Consider the following 21,998-nt stretch of genomic DNA (forward strand, 5'->3'; position numbering starts at 1 on the left):
TACACTCCTTTAGTTCGCTTTCTTCTTACCAAAGCCTAAAATATCCAATGGGAAAGATAAGCCGAGTGAAATATCTGGTGAGTCTTCAGTTAAGCCGATCCCCAATGTACCATTGACAATCGTATCTGGATTGACTCGCACCCCTAGAGCAATGGAAAACATCCCGCTAGATTGGTCAGCTGCTTTATATGAATCTGCAAGTCCCGCTGTAGGTCTATATTTAAACGAAGTATTCATATTGAATGATTGTTGGTATGACATGGTCATTGAAACATCATAGTTAAATGAATAAGCAAAACCAAAAGAGAAACCACCGGTCATACCAGGATCAAACTCTTCTAAAACGCGTTGATAGGTCTGATCACCACCTTGACCATTGGCATTGCCCCCACCACGCACTTGATTTAAGCCAGTTTCTTTAAATCCATAATTGGCAGAGACCGATGCAAACAGTACAACAGGATCAATATATTTACGGGTACTTGCGCCAACACCTACAGAATAATAGCCTTTACCCGTTGAAAGGTCTTTTTCAGGGTTTATCTCATATGGGCTATCGCCAGTCTTAGTAGATAAACTACCAAATAAAATAAGTGGTAAACGACCTGCTTTCAGTGGGAAAGGTTCCCAACGTGCACCAAAGTTAATATCCCCTAGGCCCGCAGCCGTGGCATCTTTTAAGCTATCTGATTTAGCAATAAATGGAATAGATGCGGTAAAGGTTAAATTATCACGTATCCCGTACTGTGCAGTAAAAGTATTACTAATGGTATGACTTGCATCTTCATCAACACGAAGTTGATAAGCTGTGCCTTCGTTAATTCCTAAATTTAATTGCGAATCACGATAGTAAGAATAATCTAAATCATAAAAAGTTGAGAACTCACCCTTTTTAATTAAAGAGTATTGACGTTCATTGGATGTAAAAACTTCTTGTAAATTGGTTTCTTGAGAAGCATCACCTTCTTTCTTCTGCAATGCTTCTGCAGCTTGTGTACCTGGTTTAGGTGCTAAAGATTTTGTTTCATCTTTATTAATTTTGACATCTTCTGTAGCCTGTGCAACATCTGCAACTGGAGCTGTTTGACTGCTGGTTGCAGAACTGGCATTGTCTGTACTCGCAGCCTGATCTGCTACGACATCCGCACTTGCCTCTGTTTCAGCTGCATATAAACTTCCAATTGCAAACTGAATACTCACTGCAAGTAAAGTCCGTTTCATCCATTGATTATTCATATTCTTCCTATTCCAAAAATTCCAATTCAGTTATGTAATTTTTTAATCCATCTTTTACTTACGTTTATAATAGAGTCGCATATAAGATGTAATTGGCTGATTGTATGTTGCAGACTTGGTATCTTGGTCAATCACCTTACGCATTGTCGAAGCCTTATCTGCTAATTTATTGGTATAATCTGTTGAATATTGCGCTTCAACTAAAGCATAACGATTGATTGTTGCATCATCGACATGACGCATATCTGCATCTTGTAGTGCCAACAAGTTACGTTGTTGATCTTTTGGCGCATTGATCACAAATAAGGTGTTATTTTCCCAAATTTGCTTAAATCGCTCTTGATCAAAACTGATATTCCCCAAGGCTGGATCTGCCACATAAACACGCCCATCTTTATAAGCTTTAAACACAACAAAATGTTTAAAACCCGCATAAGAAATTGGCACAATCACCGGTTGATTTTGATTGATTAGGTCTGTGAACTCACCTCTATAACCACCGCTTTCATATCCAATTGCAGCAACAAAGCGCTTCATATCCAGCAATGAAAAACTTCGCCGCTCAATAATCCGGTTGTATTCTCCAAACCGTAATAAGCCTTCCATGGTTTGCTGTTCGGTTAAATTTGTCCCAACATAGCCATTTAACAATGTTGTTAACGCAGCAGAACCGCAACTATAGTCATATCCTTGACGTACGATGCCACGGAATTGGTTTTCTAAGGCAGGTTTAACATGCACCATTTCACGATGATTACGTGTAAATGATTTATCTCTGGAATCCGCAAGCTCAGTGTAGTAAATCGCATCCTTTGGCTTGGGCTTCACATCTAAGGCGTGGTTGGCAAAATAATACATTAATGCCGAACCTAAAGTAATTTCTATCATAATTTTAACTATCAAGTGTCGGCAGTATTTTGCCTAAAGTGCTGATTTTATTTTTAGAGTGAACACTCTACGTCCCTGTGATTATGAAGATAACGGTTTTTGAAAAAAAAAACAGTCTTTTTTTCAACTTTTGTCGCTTTTTCTCAGCTTTTTTGTAAAAAAAAGACGCATGCTTTGCATGCGTCTTTTTTAAGATTTTAATTCTAGGCTTAGTGACCAGAAATCGACAGTTTTACACCATTTGCTGTTGTTGAACCGCCATTAAAGAATTTCATGCCTGTAATCGCAACATCACCAATCGAACCGGAACCAGTTCCTGTACCAGCGGTTCCAGGCGTACCTGGAACAAAGCCATTACCACCACCCAATACAACTTTAGTTAGGTAAATATCTGTACCTGTTGTACTTTTCATTGCAGTTACAGCCAAACCTTTCGTTGTAACCGCAACATCCGCATCTAAAGCCAAATTAGCTGAACCACTGTCAGTCACTTTTATGCCACCCAGTACGATATAACCACCACCTGCTCCAGAAGCATCTTTCAATGCCAAGTTACTGATTGATAAACCACCAATCATCGAACCATTCAGTTTAATCATTGCACCTTGAGGTGTATTACCCAATTGAATATTTGCAGTAGTAGAACCTACATTCACAGTCAAGCCACTTAAAATTTCAGCTGATCCAGCATCAGGTTTATATGCGCCTGCTGAACCTGTAACATTATTCACTTCAATTTTGCCTAACTCAATTTTTAATGCATTAATTGCAGCAGCGACATTTAAGAATGGTGTACCAGTAGCACCAGCGGTAGCACTACCATCAGTATCAATAACCAAATCAGCTAAATTACCTGTACCAGTTTTAGTTACAACCACGTTATTTAAAGTAATTGCACCTGCTTTGCTTGAACCACCAGAACCAGCAGTAACACCAGGAGTACCTGTAGCAGCTAAACCATCACCATCAAAAACATGTAGTTTTGCAATTTCAATTTTATCTGCATCGATACCAATACTGATACCATCCTGACCAGTCGTTGCACTCAGCGCTGCATCATCCATTGCTTGCATCGCCATTGCGTTTGAACTCATAGCCACTGCGGAAACTAAAGCAAGTTTAGTAAATAATTTCATAATCTGTACTCTCCCAAGAGCATTTTTTTTCATTTTTAACCACTCTCCATAGTTCCCTGTTGTTTTTAGTTGTTTTACAACTTAGAACACCAATCCTTGAGTAGTCCGTTTTGCCCTTTTAAATTAACGGTATGTTACTTTTTGTTCAACTGCTGTTTATCAAAAACCCAATTAAACCGATAAACGGTAAACACTTTTATAAGTGCTATTTTCAGGTAGAATAGTGTCTTACAAACCCTTTTTGCGCTTGAGTTAAACCTCCCTATGTTTCGGAAGTTATTAGATTTTCCATCAAATAGCACTGCAGATTTATTACACCGTCTTGACTCATTATTCGGTTGTATCTATTTAAAAAACGCGGGTGAAGACATTGTTGCTTTTTCACCTGAACAATACTGTATCTCAACCCAGCAACAACTTTATCGTTATACCAGAAATCATTTTACCCATTATCAAAAAGATAAAAGCGATCCTCATTTAAAACACTTCTTTAACTTCACCGTTCAATCAGCTCCGAAACAGCATAGTTTTCAGGGTGGATATATGGGTTTTATTGACTATAACTATGCCAGTCAGCAATATGTTGATGCTCAAACCAAATCTCAGCCCAATTTTTACATGGGTATTTATAAAACATTTATCAAACGAGAAAATGAGCAATCCTTTTTTTATAGTTTAGAAGCCTGTGCAGAAGAGTTTTTCAACTTTATACAAGATTTATTAACCACACCAGTCACTCAGAATCAACGCTTTAAACTTTTATCAAACTGTACTGCGACGTGGACAAAGCCACAATATGATCATGCATTTACACAAGTTCAAGAATATATTAAAGCAGGTGACTGCTATCAAATTAATTTAACTCAGGAATTCACTGCAAAAGCTCACGGTTTACTTTTAGATACTGCCGAAAAGTTTTGGACACTCACAGATGCTCCCTATTCGGGTTATTTAAAAATCAATGATTTTGAATTACTAAGTTGCTCACCTGAGTTATTTATTGATTTCGAAGCTGAGCGTAAAATTATCACCAAACCCATTAAAGGGACAATGCCGCGTTATGACGATCCAACTTTAGATGCACAATCAAAAAATGCTTTGATTCAGTCTAAAAAAGATCAAGCAGAGAATGTCATGATTGTGGACTTATTACGCAATGATCTCAGTGTCTATGCTGAAACTGGCTCAGTAAAAACCCCAAAATTGTTTAATATTGAATCTTTTAACCAAGTACATCATATGGTGAGTGAGGTGACTGCCACCCTAAAACCAGATGTCAATCCATTTGAGGTCTTATTTACAGCATTGCCGGGTGGTTCAATTACTGGTGCACCCAAAATTCGTGCGATGCAAATTATTGAAGAACTCGAAAGTGCACCACGAGGTGCTTATTGTGGTTCAATGGGCTATTTTAATTTTGATGGAACCGGCTCTTGGAACATTTTGATTCGTTCAATTCAAAAATATCAAGATGAAGTGTCATTGTGGGCAGGCGGTGGAATTACTATTGCTTCAGATTGTGATGCAGAATATCAGGAATGTTTTGATAAAGTTGCTGCCATGCTTGATTTACTCAATACATGGCATCAACCTCAACATGAATCCTAGACTAAAATCTCATGTTTTAACGTATCAACAAGGCGTTGATTTTGTTCATCTGTACCAATAGTAATACGTAAGAATTGATCAATACGTGGTTTATTAAAGTATCGAACAATAATGCCACGTTCACGCAACGCTTTCGCCAATTCACCAGCATCTTTTGAGGGTAAGCACGCAAAAATAAAGTTGGCTGAAGATGGTAATACTTTAAACCCAAGCGCCGCTAAATCTACCACCAGTTTGTCACGACTCACAATGACTTTTTGACATTGTGCTACAAAGTATTCTTGATCTTCAAATGATGCGACAGCTGCAGCTATTGCAAAACGATCAATTGGATAGGAGTTAAAACTATTTTTAACAGCTTCCAATGCGGCAATCAAATGTGGCTGTGCAATTGCAAAACCAACGCGTAAACCCGCCAAAGAACGCGATTTTGAAGTCGTTTGGCAAACCACTAAGTTTTCGTACTTTTCAACCAGACTCACAGCTGACTCAGCACCAAAATCCACATATGCTTCATCAATCACAACCACCGAATCAGGATTGGCTTGCAGGACCTGTTCAATTGCCGACAGCCCCAATGCAATACTGGTTGGTGCATTGGGGTTGGTAATGATAATCCCACCATTCGGCTGTTTATAATCAGCCACGTCAATTTCAAAAGCATCATTTAACGGCAAGATTTTAGTTTGGGTTGAAATTCCAAAAAACTGACTATAAACAGGATAAAAGCTATAGGTAATATCTGGGTATAGAATCGGTTTATCTTGAACAAAAAATGCTTTAAAAATATGGGCTAAAACCTCATCCGAACCATTACCAACAAAGACATTTGCGACATCTACATGTTGTTGTTTCGCAATCGCGTGTTTGAGTGCCGATGCATCTGGATCTGGATAAAGTCGCAATACATCTGCTGAATCTATAAGTACAGACTGAACCGCTGCAACCACTTTTGGCGATGGTGGATATGGGTTTTCATTGGTATTCAGTTTTAATAAGTTTTGGATTTTAGGCTGCTCACCTGGAACATACGGTTCTAACTCACGTACTTCAGGACTCCAAAAACGCATTTGCTCAGGGCTAATATTTGGCATTTTTATCTCGTATTTTTTCTCACTTGACTTACTTTATATAAGCGCTCTCACTCTAGGAGAGGGTTTGGGTATTTCGATAGAATCTCCAAACTAAGTCAGTTAAATTTTTACACCCTCATCCACACCCTCTCCCTAAGGGAGAAGGATTTTTACGGATATTGGGCCATTGGTGAATTACTGATAACGATATCTTGCTGATCGGGCATGCGCATCTAAATTTTCTTGTTGTGCAAGAATATCTGCGGCCTTGGCAAGCGATTTAACCCCTTGCTCAGAACACATAATCAAACTTGAACGTTTTTGAAAATCATAAACACCCAAAGGTGATGAAAAGCGTGCTGTACCAGAAGTAGGTAGGACATGGTTAGGTCCTGCACAATAATCACCAATCGCTTCTGGTGTATAGCGCCCCATAAAGATTGCACCTGCATGGCGAATACTTTCTGACATCAGCTCAGCGTCATCTAAGCACAATTCCAAATGCTCAGGCGCAACTTGATTAATCAAATCAATGGCTTCTTGGCGATCTTTAACCAAGACCAAAGCACCACGATTTGCAATCGAAGTTCGTGCAATTTCAGCTTTGGGTAGTGCAGCCAAATGTTCCTCAATGGCTTGCTCGACATCATTTAACAGCTGTTCATCAGGCGTAATAAAAATCGCTTGCGCAACCGTATCATGTTCAGCTTGTGACAAAACATCCATCGCCAACCATTTCGGGTCATTATGACCTTCTGCATAAACCAAAATTTCTGAAGGCCCTGCAATCATGTCAATACCGACTTGACCAAAAACAGCACGTTTTGCCGCAGCAACGAAACGGTTACCTGGTCCTGTAATTTTATCCACTGCTGGAATTGTTTCTGTTCCATAAGCCAGCGCGGCAACTGCTTGCGCACCGCCAATCGTAAATACACGACTTACACCTGCTAAATAAGCAGCTGCCAATACCAAAGGATTTAAATCACCATTTGGCGCAGGTACCACCATAATAATTTCTGCTACCCCAGCCACATGCGCAGGTAAAGCATTCATCAGCACAGAGGACGGATAAGAAGCTAAACCACCTGGAACGTAAATACCAACACGGTCTAAAGGGGTGACTTTTTGACCCAGAGTATTTCCTAATTCGTCCACATAAGACCAACCGTCTTGTTTTTGCGCCTGATGGAATGAGCGAACCCGATTGGCCGCCAATTCCAAAGCTTCACGTACCTCTACGGTTAACCCCTCAAATGCAACTTTAAGTTGTTCTTGTGTCAGTTCTAAATCTGAAAATTGATGCGCTGGATGTCGATCGAACTGTTGAGTGAGTTTAAGTACATGTGCATCGCCATGTTGGCGTACATCTGCAATAATTTGGTCTACTGTTTTTAAAAGCTCAGGATCACTCACTGTTTCAAAAGCTAACAAGTCAGCAAAGACTTGTTTAAAGTTCTGCTCTTGAGTCGATAAACGTCGCATCAATTTACCCACAAGGTTGTTTAGGAAAGATTTAGTTTACCTTGTTTTGAGTATCTTGTGGGCAACATCACCGCAACATTTCAACTTACTTTAATAGGAAAGTTTGATTGCAAATCACTTTTGACACAGCAAACTTTTATTTAGGTGCTCACATCTGGGTGATCCCAATCACTATCTGCCTGAATCAGCCAGTTCAATGCACCATGCCGTTCCACAACAATAGATGAATTTAAATTTTCAGGTGCATCCTGTTGCTTTAAACGCGCATTTACACATGCCCAATCATAACGATAAATTAAATCAGCCTGATCTAAAATTTCTTCGCTATCCCGCAACTGGACTTTAGCCATAAATTCTGCAAAGCTATCGCACGATGATACGGCTTGAATAGCAAAATCACAATCAACGATATCTGCTGGATAACTCAACTCATCCACAATCCCCAAAGCCCATAACAATACCCAATAGGCCTCATATTTCCACACCATATTGATGATATCTTGTGCTGAAGCCTCACGGTTTAAAATTGCCTGTTCTTTCTCGGTTAAAGCATCTAGCACCTGCATTTTCTTCAAAATATCAAATACAAATAGCTGTGTTTCATCATCATATTGATCATTATTCAGATCACAAGCGACTTGAATCACCCACAAACAAGCAATCGCGCGTTTTGCAATCTGTTCTGCACTGCGCGCTTGCACGTCTTCAGCAGCTTCGATCACAGGTAACCAGTCAATATAAGGAATTGAATACTTTTTAAGTTTTAAAATAGATTGTTCTTTGCGCTGTTGAGGTGTTTTCATAAACTCTTTTTTTTAAATCATGGATGGTTATTTTTTAACATAAATTGCATAAAAAAACCGCCTAAAATTAGACGGCATCTTTATCAAACAAACATGAATGAATTAATTGCTCTTTTGACGTTCTTCTACTGCTTTTTCAAGCTGAGTAAGAATTGGATTTAATAATGTTTGCTTACGCTTAAAGCTGGCTTTATTGACAATTAAACGTGAAGATACTTTACAGATTTCTTCCAAAGGCTCTAGACCATTGGCACGCAAAGTATTCCCTGTATCTACCACATCGACAATATAATCACCCAAACCAACCAATGGGGCTAATTCCATTGAGCCGTAAAGCTTAATCACATCAACTTGCTCACCTAAGCTCGCATAATATTGACGGGTTAAATTTACATACTTGGTGGCAATTTTTAAACGTCCTTTAGGGCGAACCATACCGACTTTACCAGCTGTCATTAATTTACAGTTGGCAATCTTTAAATCCAATGGTTCATAGACATTTTGAGCGCCATGTTCCATCAACACATCTTTACCCGCTACACCAATATCCGCTGCGCCATTTTCCACATAGGTTGGCACATCAGAAGCACGTAAGATTAAAATACGAACGGATTTGTGTGTGGTTGGGAAAATTAACTTACGAGATTTATCAGGATCTTCCAATAAGTTAATTCCAGCAGTTTCAAGTAAAGGCAACGTTTCTTTTAAAATACGTCCTTTACTCAATGCCAAAGTTAAACCATGATCAAAATTGCCCATTACGTCAAAGTTTGGATCATCGTTTCTCATATCGCTCATTAACTTACTCGCTCACTCGCTTAATTTGGGCACCTAGACCTTGTAACTTTGCTTCGATATCTTCATAACCACGATCAATATGATAAATACGATCGATGATGGTTTCCCCTTCAGCAGCTAAAGCAGCCAAAACTAAAGAAAACGAAGCACGTAGGTCAGTTGCCATAACAGGTGCAGCAGATAATTTTTCCACACCTGTAACTACAGCATCATTGCCTTCAACCTGAATATTTGCGCCCATACGTGCTAATTCAGGTACATGCATAAAACGATTTTCAAAAATCGTTTCAGAAATTGTTGCAAAACCACGCCCAATGGCATTTACCGCCATGATCTGTGCTTGCATATCTGTTGGGAATTCTGGATGTGGCAAGGTACGGAAGCTGACAGCTTTCGGACGTTTCCCCAGCATGTCCAATTCGATCCAGTCTTCACCGCGTGTGACTTCTGCACCCATTTCTTCAAATTTATCTAAAACAGATTCAAGAAGATTTGGATCAGTATGTGTAGTTTTGACCTTACCGCCCGTTATAGCCGCCGCTGCTAAATATGAACCAGTTTCAATACGGTCAGCAACCACTGAATATTCACAGCCATGTAGACTTTCAACACCAGTGACCACCAAGGTATCTGTATCTAAACCTTCAATTTTTGCACCCATTTTAATCAGCATTAGTGCAAGGTCTGTAATTTCAGGTTCGCGCGCAGCATTACGGATTGTCGTTACACCCTCTGCCAATACTGCAGCAGTTAAAATATTTTCAGTTCCACCGACGGTCACCATATCAAAGATGACTTCACCACCTTTTAAACGGCCATCCACTTTAGCGTGAACATAACCTGCTTCGACCTCAATTTGTGCACCCAAAGCTTCTAAGGCTTTTAAATGCTGATCAACAGGGCGTGAACCAATTGCACACCCACCAGGAAGTGAAACTTTTGCACTACCATAGCGCGCCAACAGTGGCCCAAGCACCAAAATAGATGCGCGCATGGTTTTAACCAGTTCATAAGGCGCAAATTGATTATCTAGTGTAGAGGTATCTGCGATAACCGTTTCGCCCTCATAACTCATGGTGATACCTAAACCACCAATCAGCTTAACTAAAGTGCGAACGTCTTTTAGATCTGGAACATTTTTTAATGTAATCGGTGTATCTGCAAGAATCATTGCAGCCAATAAAGGTAAAGCCGCATTTTTCGCACCAGAAATACGAACTTCACCTTCGAGTTTTACACCACCTTGAATGACAAATTTATCCATTGACGCTTAAGCTCCAAACATACTGGCTTTGCGCCATTCTTCTTTAGTCATTGCACGAATAGTTACCGCATGTACCTCACCACTGGCAATATAAGAATTAAGTGGCGCGTAAACAGCTTGTTGACGAGGAACAGGACGTTTCCCTTCAAACTGATTGTCGACAATACGGAGGTCAAATTTACCTGCTTGTCCACTGACAGCAACTTCAGCATCAGGAAAAGCTGCTTTTAAGATTTCAGTGAGCTGTTCACTATTCATTGCATCGACCTCTTATAGGACTGACAGTGTAAAAACGGGATATTTTACTATAACTCACCGAAATAATTCATTAACTCGTACAAAAAAATATAGATAAAAAAAAAAGAGGTCTTTTCAACCTCTTTTAAAAATATCAATTTTATGTCGCTAAAACTTCCATTGGTTGATAATCCAACTGCATTTTCCGATGCTTATCTAATTGCCTTTTTAATTTATCTGTCAATTTTGTAATCGCATTATACATATCATCAGCGCTCGCTTGGGCAAAAAGCTCTATCCCCGGCAAACGAACAATTGCCTCAGCAATATGATTTGCACTGCCTTTTTTTGATCTTTTATCCAATTGATGATCTTTACTCAGCTTGACCTGCATACTATTGACCTGATCAATATGCTTGGTCATCTGGGCAAATCGATCTCGAATATTTTCTTCTATTGCTGGTGTAATACTTAAGTGATGTCCACGGATTGTAATTTGCATAGCTTTATCCCTCTCCTTATATAGGAATATGAAAGTCATAACCCAAACGATCTCATGACAGCATTCACCAAGGAAAAAACTGTGCTCAATATCATGCAATCATTTAAGTTACTCCAAAAGACAAAAAGCGATTCATTATTTCGTCATAATGAACAATTAGAATAGCCACACTTTAAAATTTAGATCAACACTTTTCGGTCAGATGAAGACGGAATATGTAACGATTCACGATATTTTGCGACTGTCCGTCGTGCCACATCAATCCCCTCTTCTTTTAATAAATTAGCAATTGTATTGTCTGACAACGGCTTACGTGGGTTTTCATCTGCAACAAGCTTTTTGATTTTTGCTCGGATGGCTGTTGATGATGCTTCTCCTCCAGAAGTTGTTCCCACATGACTCGAAAAGAAATATTTCAGCTCAAATAGACCACGAGGTGTCAGTAAAAACTTATTGGTGGTGACACGAGAAACTGTTGACTCATGTAATTCAACTTCTTCTGCAACATCTCGCAAAACCAAAGGTTTCATTCCTTCAGCACCGATTTCTAAAAACTCACGTTGATGTTGCACAATGCAACTTGCGACTTTTAATAAAGTTTTATGACGCTCATCGACACTTTTAATAAAGTTTTTCGCTTCAAGCATTTGATTGCGTAAATATTGGTTATCATCACTTTGATCAGCACGTTTAATCATGCCTGAATAAAATGAGTTAATTCGAAGTTTTGGTAAAATATCTGGGTTCAGTTGAACATACCAATGGTCATTTTTCTTGGACACCACCACATCTGGAATTTGATAATCTGATTCTTTTTGCTCAAATTCAGCACCCGGATAAGGTTTAAGGGTTTTCAATAAATCAATTGCTGACTTTAATAACTCAGCATTTAAACCCGTTTGCTTAATCAGTTTATTTAAGTCATTACTGACCAAAAGCTCATAATGTTTTAACAACATTAGCGCTTCTTTCCTAAACAGTGTGGTGGTAGCTAAAGCCTCAATTTGCACAAAAAGACATTCTGCAAGACTACGAGCACCAATACCAATCGGTTCTAAGCGTTGGATATGTTTTAAAACAACCAGAACCTCATCCTCTTCAACCTCAATGTCATAATCCATTTGTTGTAGTAGATGCTGTACTGAGCTGACAATTTCTTCAATATCGGCAGCCAAAAATCCTTTTTCATCTAAAGCATCGACAATGCAATACGCAATTAACTTATCCACTGGAGAAAAATGCAATAAATTGACTTGCCCCAACATATGTTCTTTTAATGATGCTTCTGAATGACGATTGTCTTCACGATCCTCAAACTCAGGGCGCTCCATTGCAGTTGATTGATGGGTATAGACATCATCCCAATCTGTATCTACAGGCAGCTCATCGGGTAAATGGTTGGCATTTAAAGAATCGGAAAGCTCATATTCTTGTTGCTCTTGTTTTACATTTTCAGGGCTTTCATGTGTCTCTTCTTCAACTTTTTCAAGCAAAGGATTACTATCAAGTTGAATTTGAATTTCTTGTTCAAGCTCCAAACTCGATAATTGCAGTAATCGAATGGCTTGTTGCAGTTGTGGCGTAAGCGACAACGAATTTGCAACTTTTAATCCAACCGATAACTTCATACCCATAATTCCCACACTGTATTATTTCATTTCATCTTATGTGAATAAGCAATGCAAAATTCATGCCTATTGATTTTTTATATCACAGGAAATGGATTAGGACCAGTAAAAAAAATGAATACCTTAGATAAAAATGTTTGTTATTTATCAATTAAAGATAAATTTTAATTATGTCGTTTTTTTATTCAATTTTTTAAAAAGACCTCTGATCCAGATCTGTTGAAATAGCCATCAATTATATAAATAGAGATTTAAAACCTATAAGCAAAAATAAATGGCTTTAGGGCTATTTATTTCAAAATATTTAAATAAAATAGGTTCCACTTTGTGAGACCAGTCACATTTCTACTTTGTGAAATTTATTATTTTTATCCTTTACTTATTGGAATAGTGAGTATAAAAATAATGATATAAAGAAATATGATGAATCGTAGTTTCAAGGAAAAGGTTTGGCACGATAACTGCTTAATTTTAGAAACGAGCGGCTTAAACTGCCAAAAAAATCATGTAATGGAGAACTCAAATGACACTATCTACAAAAACACTATCAAAAAAAGTTTTAACCACAGCGCTTGGTGTACTTATGGCTGGCGGTGCTTTTTCACAGGTTCAAGCAGCAGATACATTAGCAAAGATCAAACAATCAGGGAAAGTGATCATTGGTTACCGTGAGTCATCTGATCCGATTTCCTATGTGGTTGGTGGTAAACCAATGGGATATGCTGTCGATATTTGTAATAACTTTGCCAATGAGCTGAAAAAAACGCTTAAGATGCCAAATCTTAAAGTTGAATATAAAGCGGTTACCTCTTCTACGCGTATTCCAGAAATGTTGGCAGGTAATATCGATATGGAGTGTGGTACAACGACAAACTCTGTTCAACGCCAACAACAAGTGAGCTTCTCAACCAACTATTATGCGACCGAAGTACGCATGGCAGTTAAAGCCAATGCGCCAATTAAAACAATTGCCGATTTAAATGGTAAAGCAGTTGTGACCACCCAAGGGACTACATCTGACAAATACATCAAAATGGGTGAGAAAGGCGAAAAAGTCAACGTAAACAACGTTTACGGTAAAGACCACTCAGACTCATTTGCCATGGTCGCTTCTGGCCGTGCTGCAGCATTTGTGATGGATGACAATATTCTTGCAGGGTTAATTGCAAAATCATCAAATCCAAAAGACTTTAAAATTGTAGGTCCAGTACTTTCTTCTGAGCCGTACGGCATTATGTTACCGAAAGGCGATGCAGCATATAAAGCAATCGCAGATAAAACAGTAACAACAATGTGGAAAAATGGTCAAATGGCGGCGCTATATAAAAAATGGTTCCAGTCTCCAATCGCACCTAAAAATGTCAATTTAAATATGCCAATGAGCTCATCATATTTAAAGCTTAAAGCCAATCCTACGGATGCTGGTATCAACTAATAACGTAGTTTAAAACAACGGTTTATAGATCAGATTAGGTTTAAAGTCTGGTCTATAAATTTTTATAAAATTAAAAATACAAGGAGCACACATGTCCGTAGGCTCACTTAACTGGACAGCATATTGTCTCCCCTCGAATGAATATAGTCTTGATAAAGCTGCATGGGCTGAATCTGTCTGTAAAGCAATTGGTGGTGAAAGTTATTCCCCTGTTGCAGATGCACCAACCTGGTTACAACTTCTAGGCTCAGGTGTTTGGACCATGGTCTGGACCGCGATTGCTGCATTTTTCATTGCATTTCTTCTTGGTTCTCTGATCGGGATTTTACGTACACTACCCAATAAACCACTTTCATTTATTGGTACTTGCTACGTCGAACTTTTCCGAAATATCCCGCTGATCGTACAACTATTTTTCTGGGCATTCGTATTCCCGCAATTATTACCACTCAGCTTAAGTACTGGTAGTGGAGAGATGGTTAATGGTGGTTGGTGGCAAAATATTCTCAATGATAATCCCGCAGTGGTTGGGGTGTTTGCACTCGGTCTATATACCGCAGCACGTATTGCTGAACAAGTGCGCTCAGGCATTAATACGGTTTCAAATGGACAAAAAAATGCGGCTTTTGCAATTGGTTTAAATCAAAGCCAAAGCTATCGCTATGTCATTCTCCCTGTCGCTTATCGTATTGTCTGGCCAACACTTACCTCTGAAGCAATGAATATTTTCAAAAACTCTGCTGTACTGTATGCGCTGAGTGTTTTGAACTTCTTTGCTTATACCAAAACCATGCGTGAAGAAACATCTCAAGATATTGTTATTCTTATTCTTTCGACACCAGTTTACTTAGTCATTACCTATACCATTAAGTTGATCATGGCTTGGATTGAAAAACGTATGGCTGTTCCTGGTCTAGGCTCGGGGGGTAAATAGTCATGGATTTTAGTATTTTACAAAATCAAGATGTTATTCAAACGCTGATCGCAGGGTTTAAATTTACCGTTACGGTGACGATTTTATCAATTATTGGCGGGATTCTGATTGGCACACCTTTGGCCATGATGCGTTTATCCAACAATAAAGTTGCCAGTAATTTTGCTAAAGTTTATGTCGATTTCTTCCGTGGTGTACCACTGATTCAAGTGATCTTCATTTTCTATTTCTTATTGCCAAAGATTTTTGAGTTTCAGTCAGATACCTATTATGGCCCACTGTTTTCAAGTGTGGTGACCTTTGCAATTTTTGAAGCTGCATTCTTTTCAGAAATTGTCCGTTCAGGGATTCAGTCTGTTTCTAAAGGTCAGGTCAATGCAGGTTATGCACTTGGTTTTACCTATGGACAAACCATGTCCAATGTGGTGTTACCACAGGCTTTTAGAAACATGCTACCTGTCATTTTGACTCAATCTATCGTACTTTTCCAAGACGTATCATTAGTTTACGTGATTAGTGCGCCAGACTTCTTGGGCAATGCCAATACCTTAGCAAATACCTACGGTGCTGAAACCAAAGCAACTTTCTACCTGATTGTAGCTGTTGTTTACTTCTGTATCTCCTTTGCGCTTTCACGACTTGTGAAGCGTTTACATCAAAAAATAGCAATAATTCGATAATTGGAGAATCAATATGCCAATGATAGAAATACAACATATCTCAAAATGGTATGGAGATTTTCAAGTTCTTACAGATTGCACCACTTCAATTGAAAAAGGTGAAGTTGTGGTGGTGTGTGGACCTTCAGGTTCTGGTAAATCTACACTGATTAAAACTGTAAATGCATTAGAACCGTTCCAAGAAGGCAATATTGTTGTTGATGGAACAGCGTTAAAAGACTCAAAAACTGATCTGGCAAAATTCCGTTCTCGTGTGGGAATGGTATTCCAACACTTTGAATTGTTCCCACATATGACTGTTCTGGATAATTTAACCATTGGGCAACTTAAGGTTTTAAATCGTTCTAAAGCAGAGGCTGAGAAAAAAGCGTTGCAATATTTAGATCGTGTTGGTCTGGCAGCTCACAAAAATAAGTTCCCAGGTCAACTGTCTGGTGGTCAGCAACAGCGTGTTGCGATTGCCCGTGGTCTGTGTATGGATCCAGTGTGCATGTTATTTGATGAACCTACTTCGGCATTAGACCCTGAAATGGTGGGTGAAGTGCTTGAAGTCATGAGTCAATTGGCAAAAGAAGGCATGACCATGATGTGTGTAACTCATGAGATGGGCTTTGCTCGTAAAGTCTCAAGTCGAGTTATTTTCATGGATCAAGGCAAGATTTTAGAAGACTGTGCAACAGATGACTTCTTTAATAAGCCTGATGAGCGCCATGAAAGAACCAAATTCTTCTTAGACAAGATTTCTATGGTGCACTAATCAGCAATATGCTTCAAACATAAAAACCCCAATTTTTAAATTGGGGTTTTTATGTTTGAAGCTCGCAAATAGTACCAGTGCTTAAGGTTTCACCGCATTTTGGCTAAAGTTTGGCGAACGTGGTCCATATAACAGACCTTTTTGCTGATTTAGACTCGGTGAATATAATTGCGAGCTTAGAGTACTGGATAAAGTATAGGCTTTGTCTGACAGATGATTGGATATTTGATCAACTAAAGCACCAACCAACGCGCCAATCAAACCCGCATTGCTATTATCATTGGCTTGCTGAAGTCGCTGTTCACCTTGCCAAAGTAATGTACCAGTTTGTAAATCTACAAGTTTGGCTTCTACTGCAACTGCTGCTACAGATTGAATCACCTGATATTTAGAACCATACTCTTTAACTTTAATATATAACGCAGCGTCCGCTCCGAAAATCTCTTTTAACTTTTGCGGTGGGATTGCTTGGGCATCAAATCCATTGGTGACCCCATTCTCTTTAAACATGGTGTCAACAACAGAAATTGGAAATACATAATAACCAGCTTCAGCCACAGGCAATGTTACTGTTGACCAATACCCATAGGTTGCACGTGTATCAGGAGACTCATTGATTGGAGGAAGTACCAAAATAGACTTAGGGATATGCTCACGATATGCTGCTAAATCACGATTCTGCTTAGGTGATACCGCACAACCGGTGAAAAGCATCATCAGCAAACCAAGTACCAATAATTGTTTCATATTTTTCATTTGGGATTTACCTCAGTCGATTGAATGGTCATTTTCTTCAATAAACGATCCATCAATACGGTTGACTCAGGATAAATTTGGCGCTCTAACTCAAAATATTCAATTGCACGTGGGCCATTTTGAATATTCAGATTTAACAAGCCCAAATGCGCATATAAACCTGGCGGCACTGCGGCATTCTTTGCTTTTGCTTTCTCAACATCTTTTTCAAGCGCTAAAATTTGTTGCTGAGGTGAAGTTTTTTCTGGAACCGCCAGCATTAAATAGGTTTGTTGTGGATATCCGCCCCAGCTATATAAAGACTGTGGTCCAGATGCACACCCAAGCAAAGTTAACGTTGTAAAAAAACTTAAGAATAATAAAACCCGTTTCATTTATTCAAACCTATTGTACGGACCACTTGTTTGTTTGAATATCTGTGACAAGGTGATTAACCGCTTCGCGTACAGCCAGATCTAAAACCTTACCATTTAAGGTTGAGTCATAAGATGCTGTAGAACCAAAACCTAAAATTTCGCGTTCACTGAGCGCGTATTCACCTGCACCCTGCACAGAATGGACAACTTCTGCGGTTTTTACATCAACAACATTAATATTGACTTTTGCATAGGCAATTTGAGTTTTACCACGCCCTAATAGCCCAAACAATTGATGGTCACCCACTTCTTTGCGCCCAAATTCAGATACATCCCCAGTGAGCACATAACGTGCACCCTTAATGGATTGAGCTGCTTTACCAAAACCAGCCTCTTGTTGCAGCTCTGATAAATTGTCTCGATTTAAGACTGAAAAATATCCGGTTTGTTGCAAGTGCGTTTCTAAAATCGTTTTTGCTTGACCGCCTAAACGATCGACATTATCAGAGAAGATACCGCGCATATAACTTGAGCGGTTATCAAACTTACCAATCGAAACTGCTGTTTTCGCACCTGAATATTTTACCGCTGAAGTCACAGCAGCCACTTGAGGTGCTTGGATGGTTTTAGAGCTTTCAGTGGTAGAACAAGCAGTAAGTACCAAGCTATTTAAGGCAGCAATCAATAATATTTTTTTCAAAATTACATCTCTCTCTAAGTTCTAAACCATTATAATGAATAAACATATAAAACAAACTAAACACACTGTTAATTAGTTTTTAACAAACAAGATCTACTGATAAAATCCATGACCATTTTTGCTCGTAAAAATAATCATTTCATACCAAAAATTAGCTTTAAACCAAGTAAGGTCATGACACCACCCGCGACTCGATCGAAGACTTTTTTAAACTTCAAATAAACACGGCGCGGCTTTTCCGCTGAAAGTGCAACAGCAACCAGTGAATACCAGCCTGCATCGATAAAGAAGCACAAGATAGGCAAAACAAAATAAAAATACGTTGGAATGTCTTTGGGTAAAAGCGCAGTAAAAATACTGGCTAAAATAATCGCAATTTTAGGGTTACTTAACTGGGTAATTAAACCTAAACGAAACGCTTGTTGATAACTCATCACCGTGGATGAGTCAGATGCCTGCGCCATTGGATCTTTAGCATGCTTAATAATTTTATAAGCCAGCCAAAGTAAATACAGACCACCACAAATTTTTAAAGCTAAATATGCAGAAGGTACAGCCAATAAGATTGCCTGTAATCCCATTACAGCTAAAAAACCAAATAAAGCTGCGCCCGTGCCTGTCCCTAAAGCGGTAAACAAACCATGTTTACGAGAAATCGCAATTGAATTTTTAGCCACATAGACAAATGTAGGACCAGGGCTAATCGCACCTAGCATTAATGCCAATGCAATTGAACCTAAAATCAATAATGATTCCAAGAGACACCCCGACCCAGACTATTTTTAAGAATAGATATTTTACGCTACAACCGATTTTTGAAGATATAAAAATCTTTATTATTTCGCGATTACACTTTTATTCAATGCAAATTCATCAAAATTTCAATCATAAATTTAAATACACTTGTGTATTATCAACACAAACAGAGCAAAGAAATATTTTTAGAGTAAAAACTCAATAAAAAATTTATTTTTCAATATCTTAATTATATCAATAAAATCATCAAGGTATATAAAACATCCTAAAAATCCATAAAACAAACCACATTAATCACAAAAATTAACTTCCATTTTCATGTATTTATAGGCTATAAAAAACCATAATAAAACTATGGTTTTAAATTATCCAAAATCAATATTTATACTCAGGGGTAAAAAATGCACAACAACAAAACCAACCGTTTAGATGCAAGCCAAGCACATTTGTGGATCATTGGCGGTGGAATTGCTGGAATGGCAGCTGCCGCATTTGCTATACGTGATGCCAAAGTACCAGCTAAAAATATTCACATTCTCGAAGAGTTAGATGTCTCAGGTGGTTCAATGGATGGCGGTCATACACCACATGCTGCACAAGCATGGGTTACCCGTGGTGGGCGGATGCTGACAGATGAAACATATTTATGTCTTTGGGACTTATTTTCGAGTATTCCATCCTTAGAAAATCCTGAAATTTCTGTTCGTGAAGAATGTCGTGAGTTCAATGAGCAAATCAAAACCCATGCACAAGCCCGTTTAATTGATGCGCAGCATGTGATTTCAGATGCCGCTAAACTGGGTTTAAATACACGCCATCGCGCGCAAATGTTACGCTTATTGGCAGCAAAAGAAGAAAAAATTGGCAGCCGCCGTATTGATGAATTTTTCGATGAGACCTTCTTTGAAACGAACTTTTGGCGTATGTGGCGTACGACATTTGCCTTCCAAAAATGGCACAGTGCAGCAGAACTTCGTCGCTATTTCTTACGTTTTATCCAAGAGTTACCACGTATTCATACCCTCGCTGGGGTAAAAAGAACCAAATACAACCAATATGATTCCATGATTTTGCCGCTACAACGTTGGTTGCTTGAACAAGGCGTAGATGTTCGTTTTGGCAATTATGTAACAGATGCAGACTTTCAAACCGATGAAGCAACCCTAGAACGTCGTGCAACACGCTTGTATGTCAACCTTCCTGAAGGTACTGAGCAAATCAACCTTCAAGAAAATGATCTTGCCATATTTACTTTAGGTTCAATTACAGCAGATTCCCGTTATGCTGGGAATGATGATGTTCCAGCGCTTATTCGTGACCGACTTGATCATGGTTGGACCTTATGGGAAACCCTTGCGCAAAAAGCACCTGACTTTGGCCGACCAATGACCTTTTATGGCAACATTGATGAACATAAATGGGAGTCTTTTACACTCACTATGACAGATGATGTTCTGTTAAATCGCATCATTGATTACACAGGCAACCAGCCAGGTACTGGGGCACTGATGACTTGGTTTGAATCTGGCTGGCATTTATCGATTGTGGTGCCTGCTCAACCGCATTTTGCAAATTTACCAGAAGGCACCTTTACCCTCTGGGGCTATGGTTTCCAAATTGATCAAACAGGTGACTACATCAAAAAACCGATGTCACAAGCAACAGGCAATGAAATACTCACTGAACTGATTCTACAACTCGGTTTTGATGACATTCTTGAGCATGCTCTAGCAAATACCATTGTAACAACAGCTATGATGCCTTATGCATCAGCTTTATTTGCTTGCCGTAAGCCTGGTGACCGCCCACAGGTTATTCCACAAGGCTCACAAAACTTCGCATTCTTGGGACAATTTGTTGAAATTGAAGATGATGTGGTTTTTACTGTTGAATATTCTGTTCGTGGTGCCATGATTGCAATTTATGAGTTCTTTGGCGTAGAACGTGAAATTCCTGAGATCTATAATGGATTACTTGATCCTAAAGTCGGACTAAAAGCTTTAGAAACTGTTTTTCATTAATTCATTTAAAATCAACTGAGTTAAATTGAATTAAAACCAAACGAGTGCATCCTCTTTTGATGCACTCGTTTTTATATTTTGAATAAAAATCAGGGTTGTGCATCCACTGAACGAGCACTGAGACGATAATCTTTTTCATACACAGGCATACCTGCGATATGGATTGAACGAACTTCAGTTTTTGTTGGTGTAGGTGGTTTCTTTTCACACCCAGCCAAAAATACTGCAAGTATTACACTCAAACTGATGGATAGCTTTTTCATGGCATCTCCTCCATTTTTTGTTTTATTTATAGTTCGAGCATAACAGTTCTGATTAAAAATACAGCTATTTTTTATTTCAAAAGGTGTCTATCTATAGAAAGTGGCTATACGTCACAAGGATCTATCATTAAAACAGCTTGATCTTCACCATTTTTATTTTTGTAACGGTAGTGAAAGCCACCATTTCCATCAAATTCCATGTCACTAAAATATTGAAAAGCATCTACGCTTACAGACTCAATTTTAGGGTATTGCTCTGGTTGAAGTTGAATTTTATTTAAAACTTTCGCAGTAAATACTTTTTGGAAAATAATCGTAGGCGCATTTTTTAATTCAAATCGGGCGATACACCCAGTCTTTTCATCCACAGCAACAACGTTGTCTAAAGCCTGCACGATCCCCGCCTTCGAGATGAAAAGACTATGATGAACATTAAAGGTATAGCCATAGCTTAAATGCAAGAAATCCTCGGTTTGGTTTTCAACATTTAAACCACGCTCCCAGTCTATGACCAAAGGTAATCTATAGTCATCGCCTTCATAGAGTACAAAATCACAATGATCATTTACATCTTCATCGCATGTTTGCTGAATAACTGAAAATTGTCCTATCTTGGCCACTGTGCGATGAATCTGCTCGGCATAACCACTACTGGAATAAGCCATCATGCTAAATAATATCG

23 protein-coding genes are annotated in these 21,998 nt (G+C 38.7%); 6 read left to right on the forward strand and 17 right to left on the reverse strand.

Translation table 11 applies throughout. The features are described from left to right. Positions 1–9: 9 nt before the first annotated feature. The 3 genes from filC to filA all read right to left on the reverse strand — a co-directional run bounded on the left by filC (position 10) and on the right by filA (position 3,260). Positions 10–1,236, reverse strand: coding sequence for a putative pilus system protein FilC (gene filC / locus AC07U8_RS17120; protein WP_004723711.1), 1,227 nt, complete (start codon positions 1,234–1,236; stop codon positions 10–12). Between the two features lie 54 nt (positions 1,237–1,290). Next, positions 1,291–2,124, reverse strand: a complete 834-nt coding sequence (filB, locus tag AC07U8_RS17125) for a putative pilus system C39 family peptidase FilB (RefSeq protein WP_034613839.1) — start codon at positions 2,122–2,124, stop codon at positions 1,291–1,293. A gap of 209 nt (positions 2,125–2,333) precedes the next feature. After that, positions 2,334–3,260: a putative pilus system protein FilA gene (filA, locus tag AC07U8_RS17130; RefSeq protein WP_270385881.1), complete on the reverse strand. Its 927-nt coding sequence runs from the start codon at positions 3,258–3,260 to the stop codon at positions 2,334–2,336. 264 nt (positions 3,261–3,524) lie between these two features. On the opposite strand from filA, the gene AC07U8_RS17135 reads away from it, so the two are divergent. After that, a complete protein-coding gene (locus AC07U8_RS17135; protein WP_270385883.1) occupies positions 3,525–4,868 on the forward strand; it encodes an anthranilate synthase component I family protein in 1,344 nt (447 codons plus the stop codon). Here the strand turns inward: AC07U8_RS17135 and hisC are convergent. The 8 genes from hisC to AC07U8_RS17175 form a co-directional block, all read right to left on the reverse strand. Continuing rightward, positions 4,865–5,962, reverse strand: a complete 1,098-nt coding sequence (gene hisC, locus AC07U8_RS17140) for a histidinol-phosphate transaminase (RefSeq protein ID WP_494738345.1) — start codon at positions 5,960–5,962, stop codon at positions 4,865–4,867. The two genes, AC07U8_RS17135 and hisC, sit on opposite strands and share 4 nt — an antisense overlap. Positions 5,963–6,136: 174 nt before the next feature. Then, positions 6,137–7,438 carry a histidinol dehydrogenase gene (gene hisD / locus AC07U8_RS17145; RefSeq protein WP_171077765.1) on the reverse strand — a complete coding sequence of 434 codons (1,302 nt, stop codon included), beginning with the start codon at positions 7,436–7,438 and terminating at the stop codon, positions 6,137–6,139. Positions 7,439–7,566: 128 nt separating this feature from the next. Beyond that, positions 7,567–8,229: a DUF4272 domain-containing protein gene (locus AC07U8_RS17150; protein WP_004817644.1), complete on the reverse strand. Its 663-nt coding sequence runs from the start codon at positions 8,227–8,229 to the stop codon at positions 7,567–7,569. 102 nt (positions 8,230–8,331) lie between these two features. Next, complete coding sequence (gene hisG, locus AC07U8_RS17155; RefSeq protein WP_004723724.1) at positions 8,332–9,027, reverse strand: ATP phosphoribosyltransferase; 696 nt, start codon at positions 9,025–9,027, stop codon at positions 8,332–8,334. Positions 9,028–9,031: 4 nt separating this feature from the next. Next, positions 9,032–10,291, reverse strand: a complete 1,260-nt coding sequence (gene murA, locus AC07U8_RS17160) for a UDP-N-acetylglucosamine 1-carboxyvinyltransferase (protein WP_004817645.1) — start codon at positions 10,289–10,291, stop codon at positions 9,032–9,034. A gap of 6 nt (positions 10,292–10,297) precedes the next feature. Continuing rightward, the gene (gene ibaG, locus AC07U8_RS17165; RefSeq protein WP_004723729.1) at positions 10,298–10,549 is read right to left on the reverse strand and encodes a BolA family iron metabolism protein IbaG; all 252 of its coding nucleotides are present in this window, start codon (positions 10,547–10,549) and stop codon (positions 10,298–10,300) included. Between the two features lie 139 nt (positions 10,550–10,688). Next, positions 10,689–11,030 carry a ribosome hibernation-promoting factor, HPF/YfiA family gene (gene hpf, locus AC07U8_RS17170; RefSeq protein ID WP_034613825.1) on the reverse strand — a complete coding sequence of 114 codons (342 nt, stop codon included), beginning with the start codon at positions 11,028–11,030 and terminating at the stop codon, positions 10,689–10,691. A 179-nt stretch (positions 11,031–11,209) separates the two neighbouring features. Next, positions 11,210–12,658 (reverse strand): RNA polymerase factor sigma-54, encoded by a 1,449-nt coding sequence (locus AC07U8_RS17175; protein ID WP_034613871.1) that lies wholly within the window; start codon positions 12,656–12,658, stop codon positions 11,210–11,212. Positions 12,659–13,181: 523 nt separating this feature from the next. Between AC07U8_RS17175 and AC07U8_RS17180 the strand changes: the two genes are divergently transcribed. From AC07U8_RS17180 to AC07U8_RS17195, 4 genes are all read left to right on the forward strand, one after another. Continuing rightward, positions 13,182–14,093: an amino acid ABC transporter substrate-binding protein gene (locus AC07U8_RS17180; RefSeq protein ID WP_239044990.1), complete on the forward strand. Its 912-nt coding sequence runs from the start codon at positions 13,182–13,184 to the stop codon at positions 14,091–14,093. 91 nt (positions 14,094–14,184) lie between these two features. Continuing rightward, a complete protein-coding gene (locus tag AC07U8_RS17185; RefSeq protein WP_004817649.1) occupies positions 14,185–15,027 on the forward strand; it encodes an amino acid ABC transporter permease in 843 nt (280 codons plus the stop codon). 2 nt (positions 15,028–15,029) lie between these two features. Then, on the forward strand, positions 15,030–15,707 hold the full coding sequence (locus AC07U8_RS17190; RefSeq protein ID WP_004723739.1) for an amino acid ABC transporter permease: 678 nt from the start codon (positions 15,030–15,032) through the stop codon (positions 15,705–15,707). Positions 15,708–15,720: 13 nt separating this feature from the next. Then, positions 15,721–16,464: an amino acid ABC transporter ATP-binding protein gene (locus AC07U8_RS17195; RefSeq protein WP_004723740.1), complete on the forward strand. Its 744-nt coding sequence runs from the start codon at positions 15,721–15,723 to the stop codon at positions 16,462–16,464. Between the two features lie 81 nt (positions 16,465–16,545). On the opposite strand, the gene AC07U8_RS17200 is transcribed toward AC07U8_RS17195, so the two are convergent. From AC07U8_RS17200 to AC07U8_RS17215, 4 genes are all read right to left on the reverse strand, one after another. Next, positions 16,546–17,220: a DUF799 domain-containing protein gene (locus AC07U8_RS17200; protein WP_270385898.1), complete on the reverse strand. Its 675-nt coding sequence runs from the start codon at positions 17,218–17,220 to the stop codon at positions 16,546–16,548. Further along, positions 17,217–17,594, reverse strand: coding sequence for a DUF4810 domain-containing protein (locus AC07U8_RS17205; RefSeq protein WP_034613811.1), 378 nt, complete (start codon positions 17,592–17,594; stop codon positions 17,217–17,219). Before AC07U8_RS17205 ends, AC07U8_RS17200 begins: the two co-directional genes overlap by 4 nt. A gap of 10 nt (positions 17,595–17,604) precedes the next feature. Then, positions 17,605–18,276 (reverse strand): CsgG/HfaB family protein, encoded by a 672-nt coding sequence (locus tag AC07U8_RS17210; protein ID WP_004817654.1) that lies wholly within the window; start codon positions 18,274–18,276, stop codon positions 17,605–17,607. Between the two features lie 134 nt (positions 18,277–18,410). Further along, positions 18,411–19,034, reverse strand: coding sequence for a LysE family translocator (locus AC07U8_RS17215; RefSeq protein ID WP_034613803.1), 624 nt, complete (start codon positions 19,032–19,034; stop codon positions 18,411–18,413). 399 nt (positions 19,035–19,433) lie between these two features. Here AC07U8_RS17215 and AC07U8_RS17220 point away from each other — a divergent pair, with 399 nt between their 5' ends. Next, complete coding sequence (locus AC07U8_RS17220) at positions 19,434–21,053, forward strand: oleate hydratase (protein ID WP_287838926.1); 1,620 nt, start codon at positions 19,434–19,436, stop codon at positions 21,051–21,053. Positions 21,054–21,142: 89 nt separating this feature from the next. Here the strand turns inward: AC07U8_RS17220 and AC07U8_RS17225 are convergent, their stop codons facing one another. Both AC07U8_RS17225 and AC07U8_RS17230 read right to left on the reverse strand, forming a co-directional pair. Continuing rightward, positions 21,143–21,316 (reverse strand): NF038215 family lipoprotein, encoded by a 174-nt coding sequence (locus AC07U8_RS17225; protein ID WP_171497835.1) that lies wholly within the window; start codon positions 21,314–21,316, stop codon positions 21,143–21,145. Positions 21,317–21,420: 104 nt separating this feature from the next. Beyond that, positions 21,421–21,981, reverse strand: coding sequence for a hypothetical protein (locus AC07U8_RS17230; protein WP_416241982.1), 561 nt, complete (start codon positions 21,979–21,981; stop codon positions 21,421–21,423). Positions 21,982–21,998: the final 17 nt, after the last annotated feature.

Source organism: Acinetobacter sp. GW821-FHT01E09 (assembly GCF_059422385.1).

Bases quoted from the DNA above. Each gene is read 5' to 3' on its own strand.
- filC (WP_004723711.1), bottom strand. From the start codon at position 1,236: ATGAATAATCAATGGATGAAACGGACTTTACTTGCAGTGAGTATTCAG.
- filB (WP_034613839.1), bottom strand. From the start codon at position 2,124: ATGATAGAAATTACTTTAGGTTCGGCATTAATGTATTATTTTGCCAAC.
- filA (WP_270385881.1), bottom strand. From the start codon at position 3,260: ATGAAATTATTTACTAAACTTGCTTTAGTTTCCGCAGTGGCTATGAGT.
- AC07U8_RS17135 (WP_270385883.1), top strand. From the start codon at position 3,525: ATGTTTCGGAAGTTATTAGATTTTCCATCAAATAGCACTGCAGATTTA.
- hisC (WP_494738345.1), bottom strand. From the start codon at position 5,962: ATGCCAAATATTAGCCCTGAGCAAATGCGTTTTTGGAGTCCTGAAGTA.
- AC07U8_RS17150 (WP_004817644.1), bottom strand. From the start codon at position 8,229: ATGAAAACACCTCAACAGCGCAAAGAACAATCTATTTTAAAACTTAAA.
- hisG (WP_004723724.1), bottom strand. From the start codon at position 9,027: ATGAGCGATATGAGAAACGATGATCCAAACTTTGACGTAATGGGCAAT.
- murA (WP_004817645.1), bottom strand. From the start codon at position 10,291: ATGGATAAATTTGTCATTCAAGGTGGTGTAAAACTCGAAGGTGAAGTT.
- ibaG (WP_004723729.1), bottom strand. From the start codon at position 10,549: ATGAATAGTGAACAGCTCACTGAAATCTTAAAAGCAGCTTTTCCTGAT.
- hpf (WP_034613825.1), bottom strand. From the start codon at position 11,030: ATGCAAATTACAATCCGTGGACATCACTTAAGTATTACACCAGCAATA.
- AC07U8_RS17175 (WP_034613871.1), bottom strand. From the start codon at position 12,658: ATGAAGTTATCGGTTGGATTAAAAGTTGCAAATTCGTTGTCGCTTACG.
- AC07U8_RS17180 (WP_239044990.1), top strand. From the start codon at position 13,182: ATGACACTATCTACAAAAACACTATCAAAAAAAGTTTTAACCACAGCG.
- AC07U8_RS17185 (WP_004817649.1), top strand. From the start codon at position 14,185: ATGTCCGTAGGCTCACTTAACTGGACAGCATATTGTCTCCCCTCGAAT.
- AC07U8_RS17190 (WP_004723739.1), top strand. From the start codon at position 15,030: ATGGATTTTAGTATTTTACAAAATCAAGATGTTATTCAAACGCTGATC.
- AC07U8_RS17195 (WP_004723740.1), top strand. From the start codon at position 15,721: ATGCCAATGATAGAAATACAACATATCTCAAAATGGTATGGAGATTTT.
- AC07U8_RS17200 (WP_270385898.1), bottom strand. From the start codon at position 17,220: ATGAAAAATATGAAACAATTATTGGTACTTGGTTTGCTGATGATGCTT.
- AC07U8_RS17205 (WP_034613811.1), bottom strand. From the start codon at position 17,594: ATGAAACGGGTTTTATTATTCTTAAGTTTTTTTACAACGTTAACTTTG.
- AC07U8_RS17220 (WP_287838926.1), top strand. From the start codon at position 19,434: ATGCACAACAACAAAACCAACCGTTTAGATGCAAGCCAAGCACATTTG.
- AC07U8_RS17225 (WP_171497835.1), bottom strand. From the start codon at position 21,316: ATGAAAAAGCTATCCATCAGTTTGAGTGTAATACTTGCAGTATTTTTG.
- AC07U8_RS17230 (WP_416241982.1), bottom strand. From the start codon at position 21,981: ATGGCTTATTCCAGTAGTGGTTATGCCGAGCAGATTCATCGCACAGTG.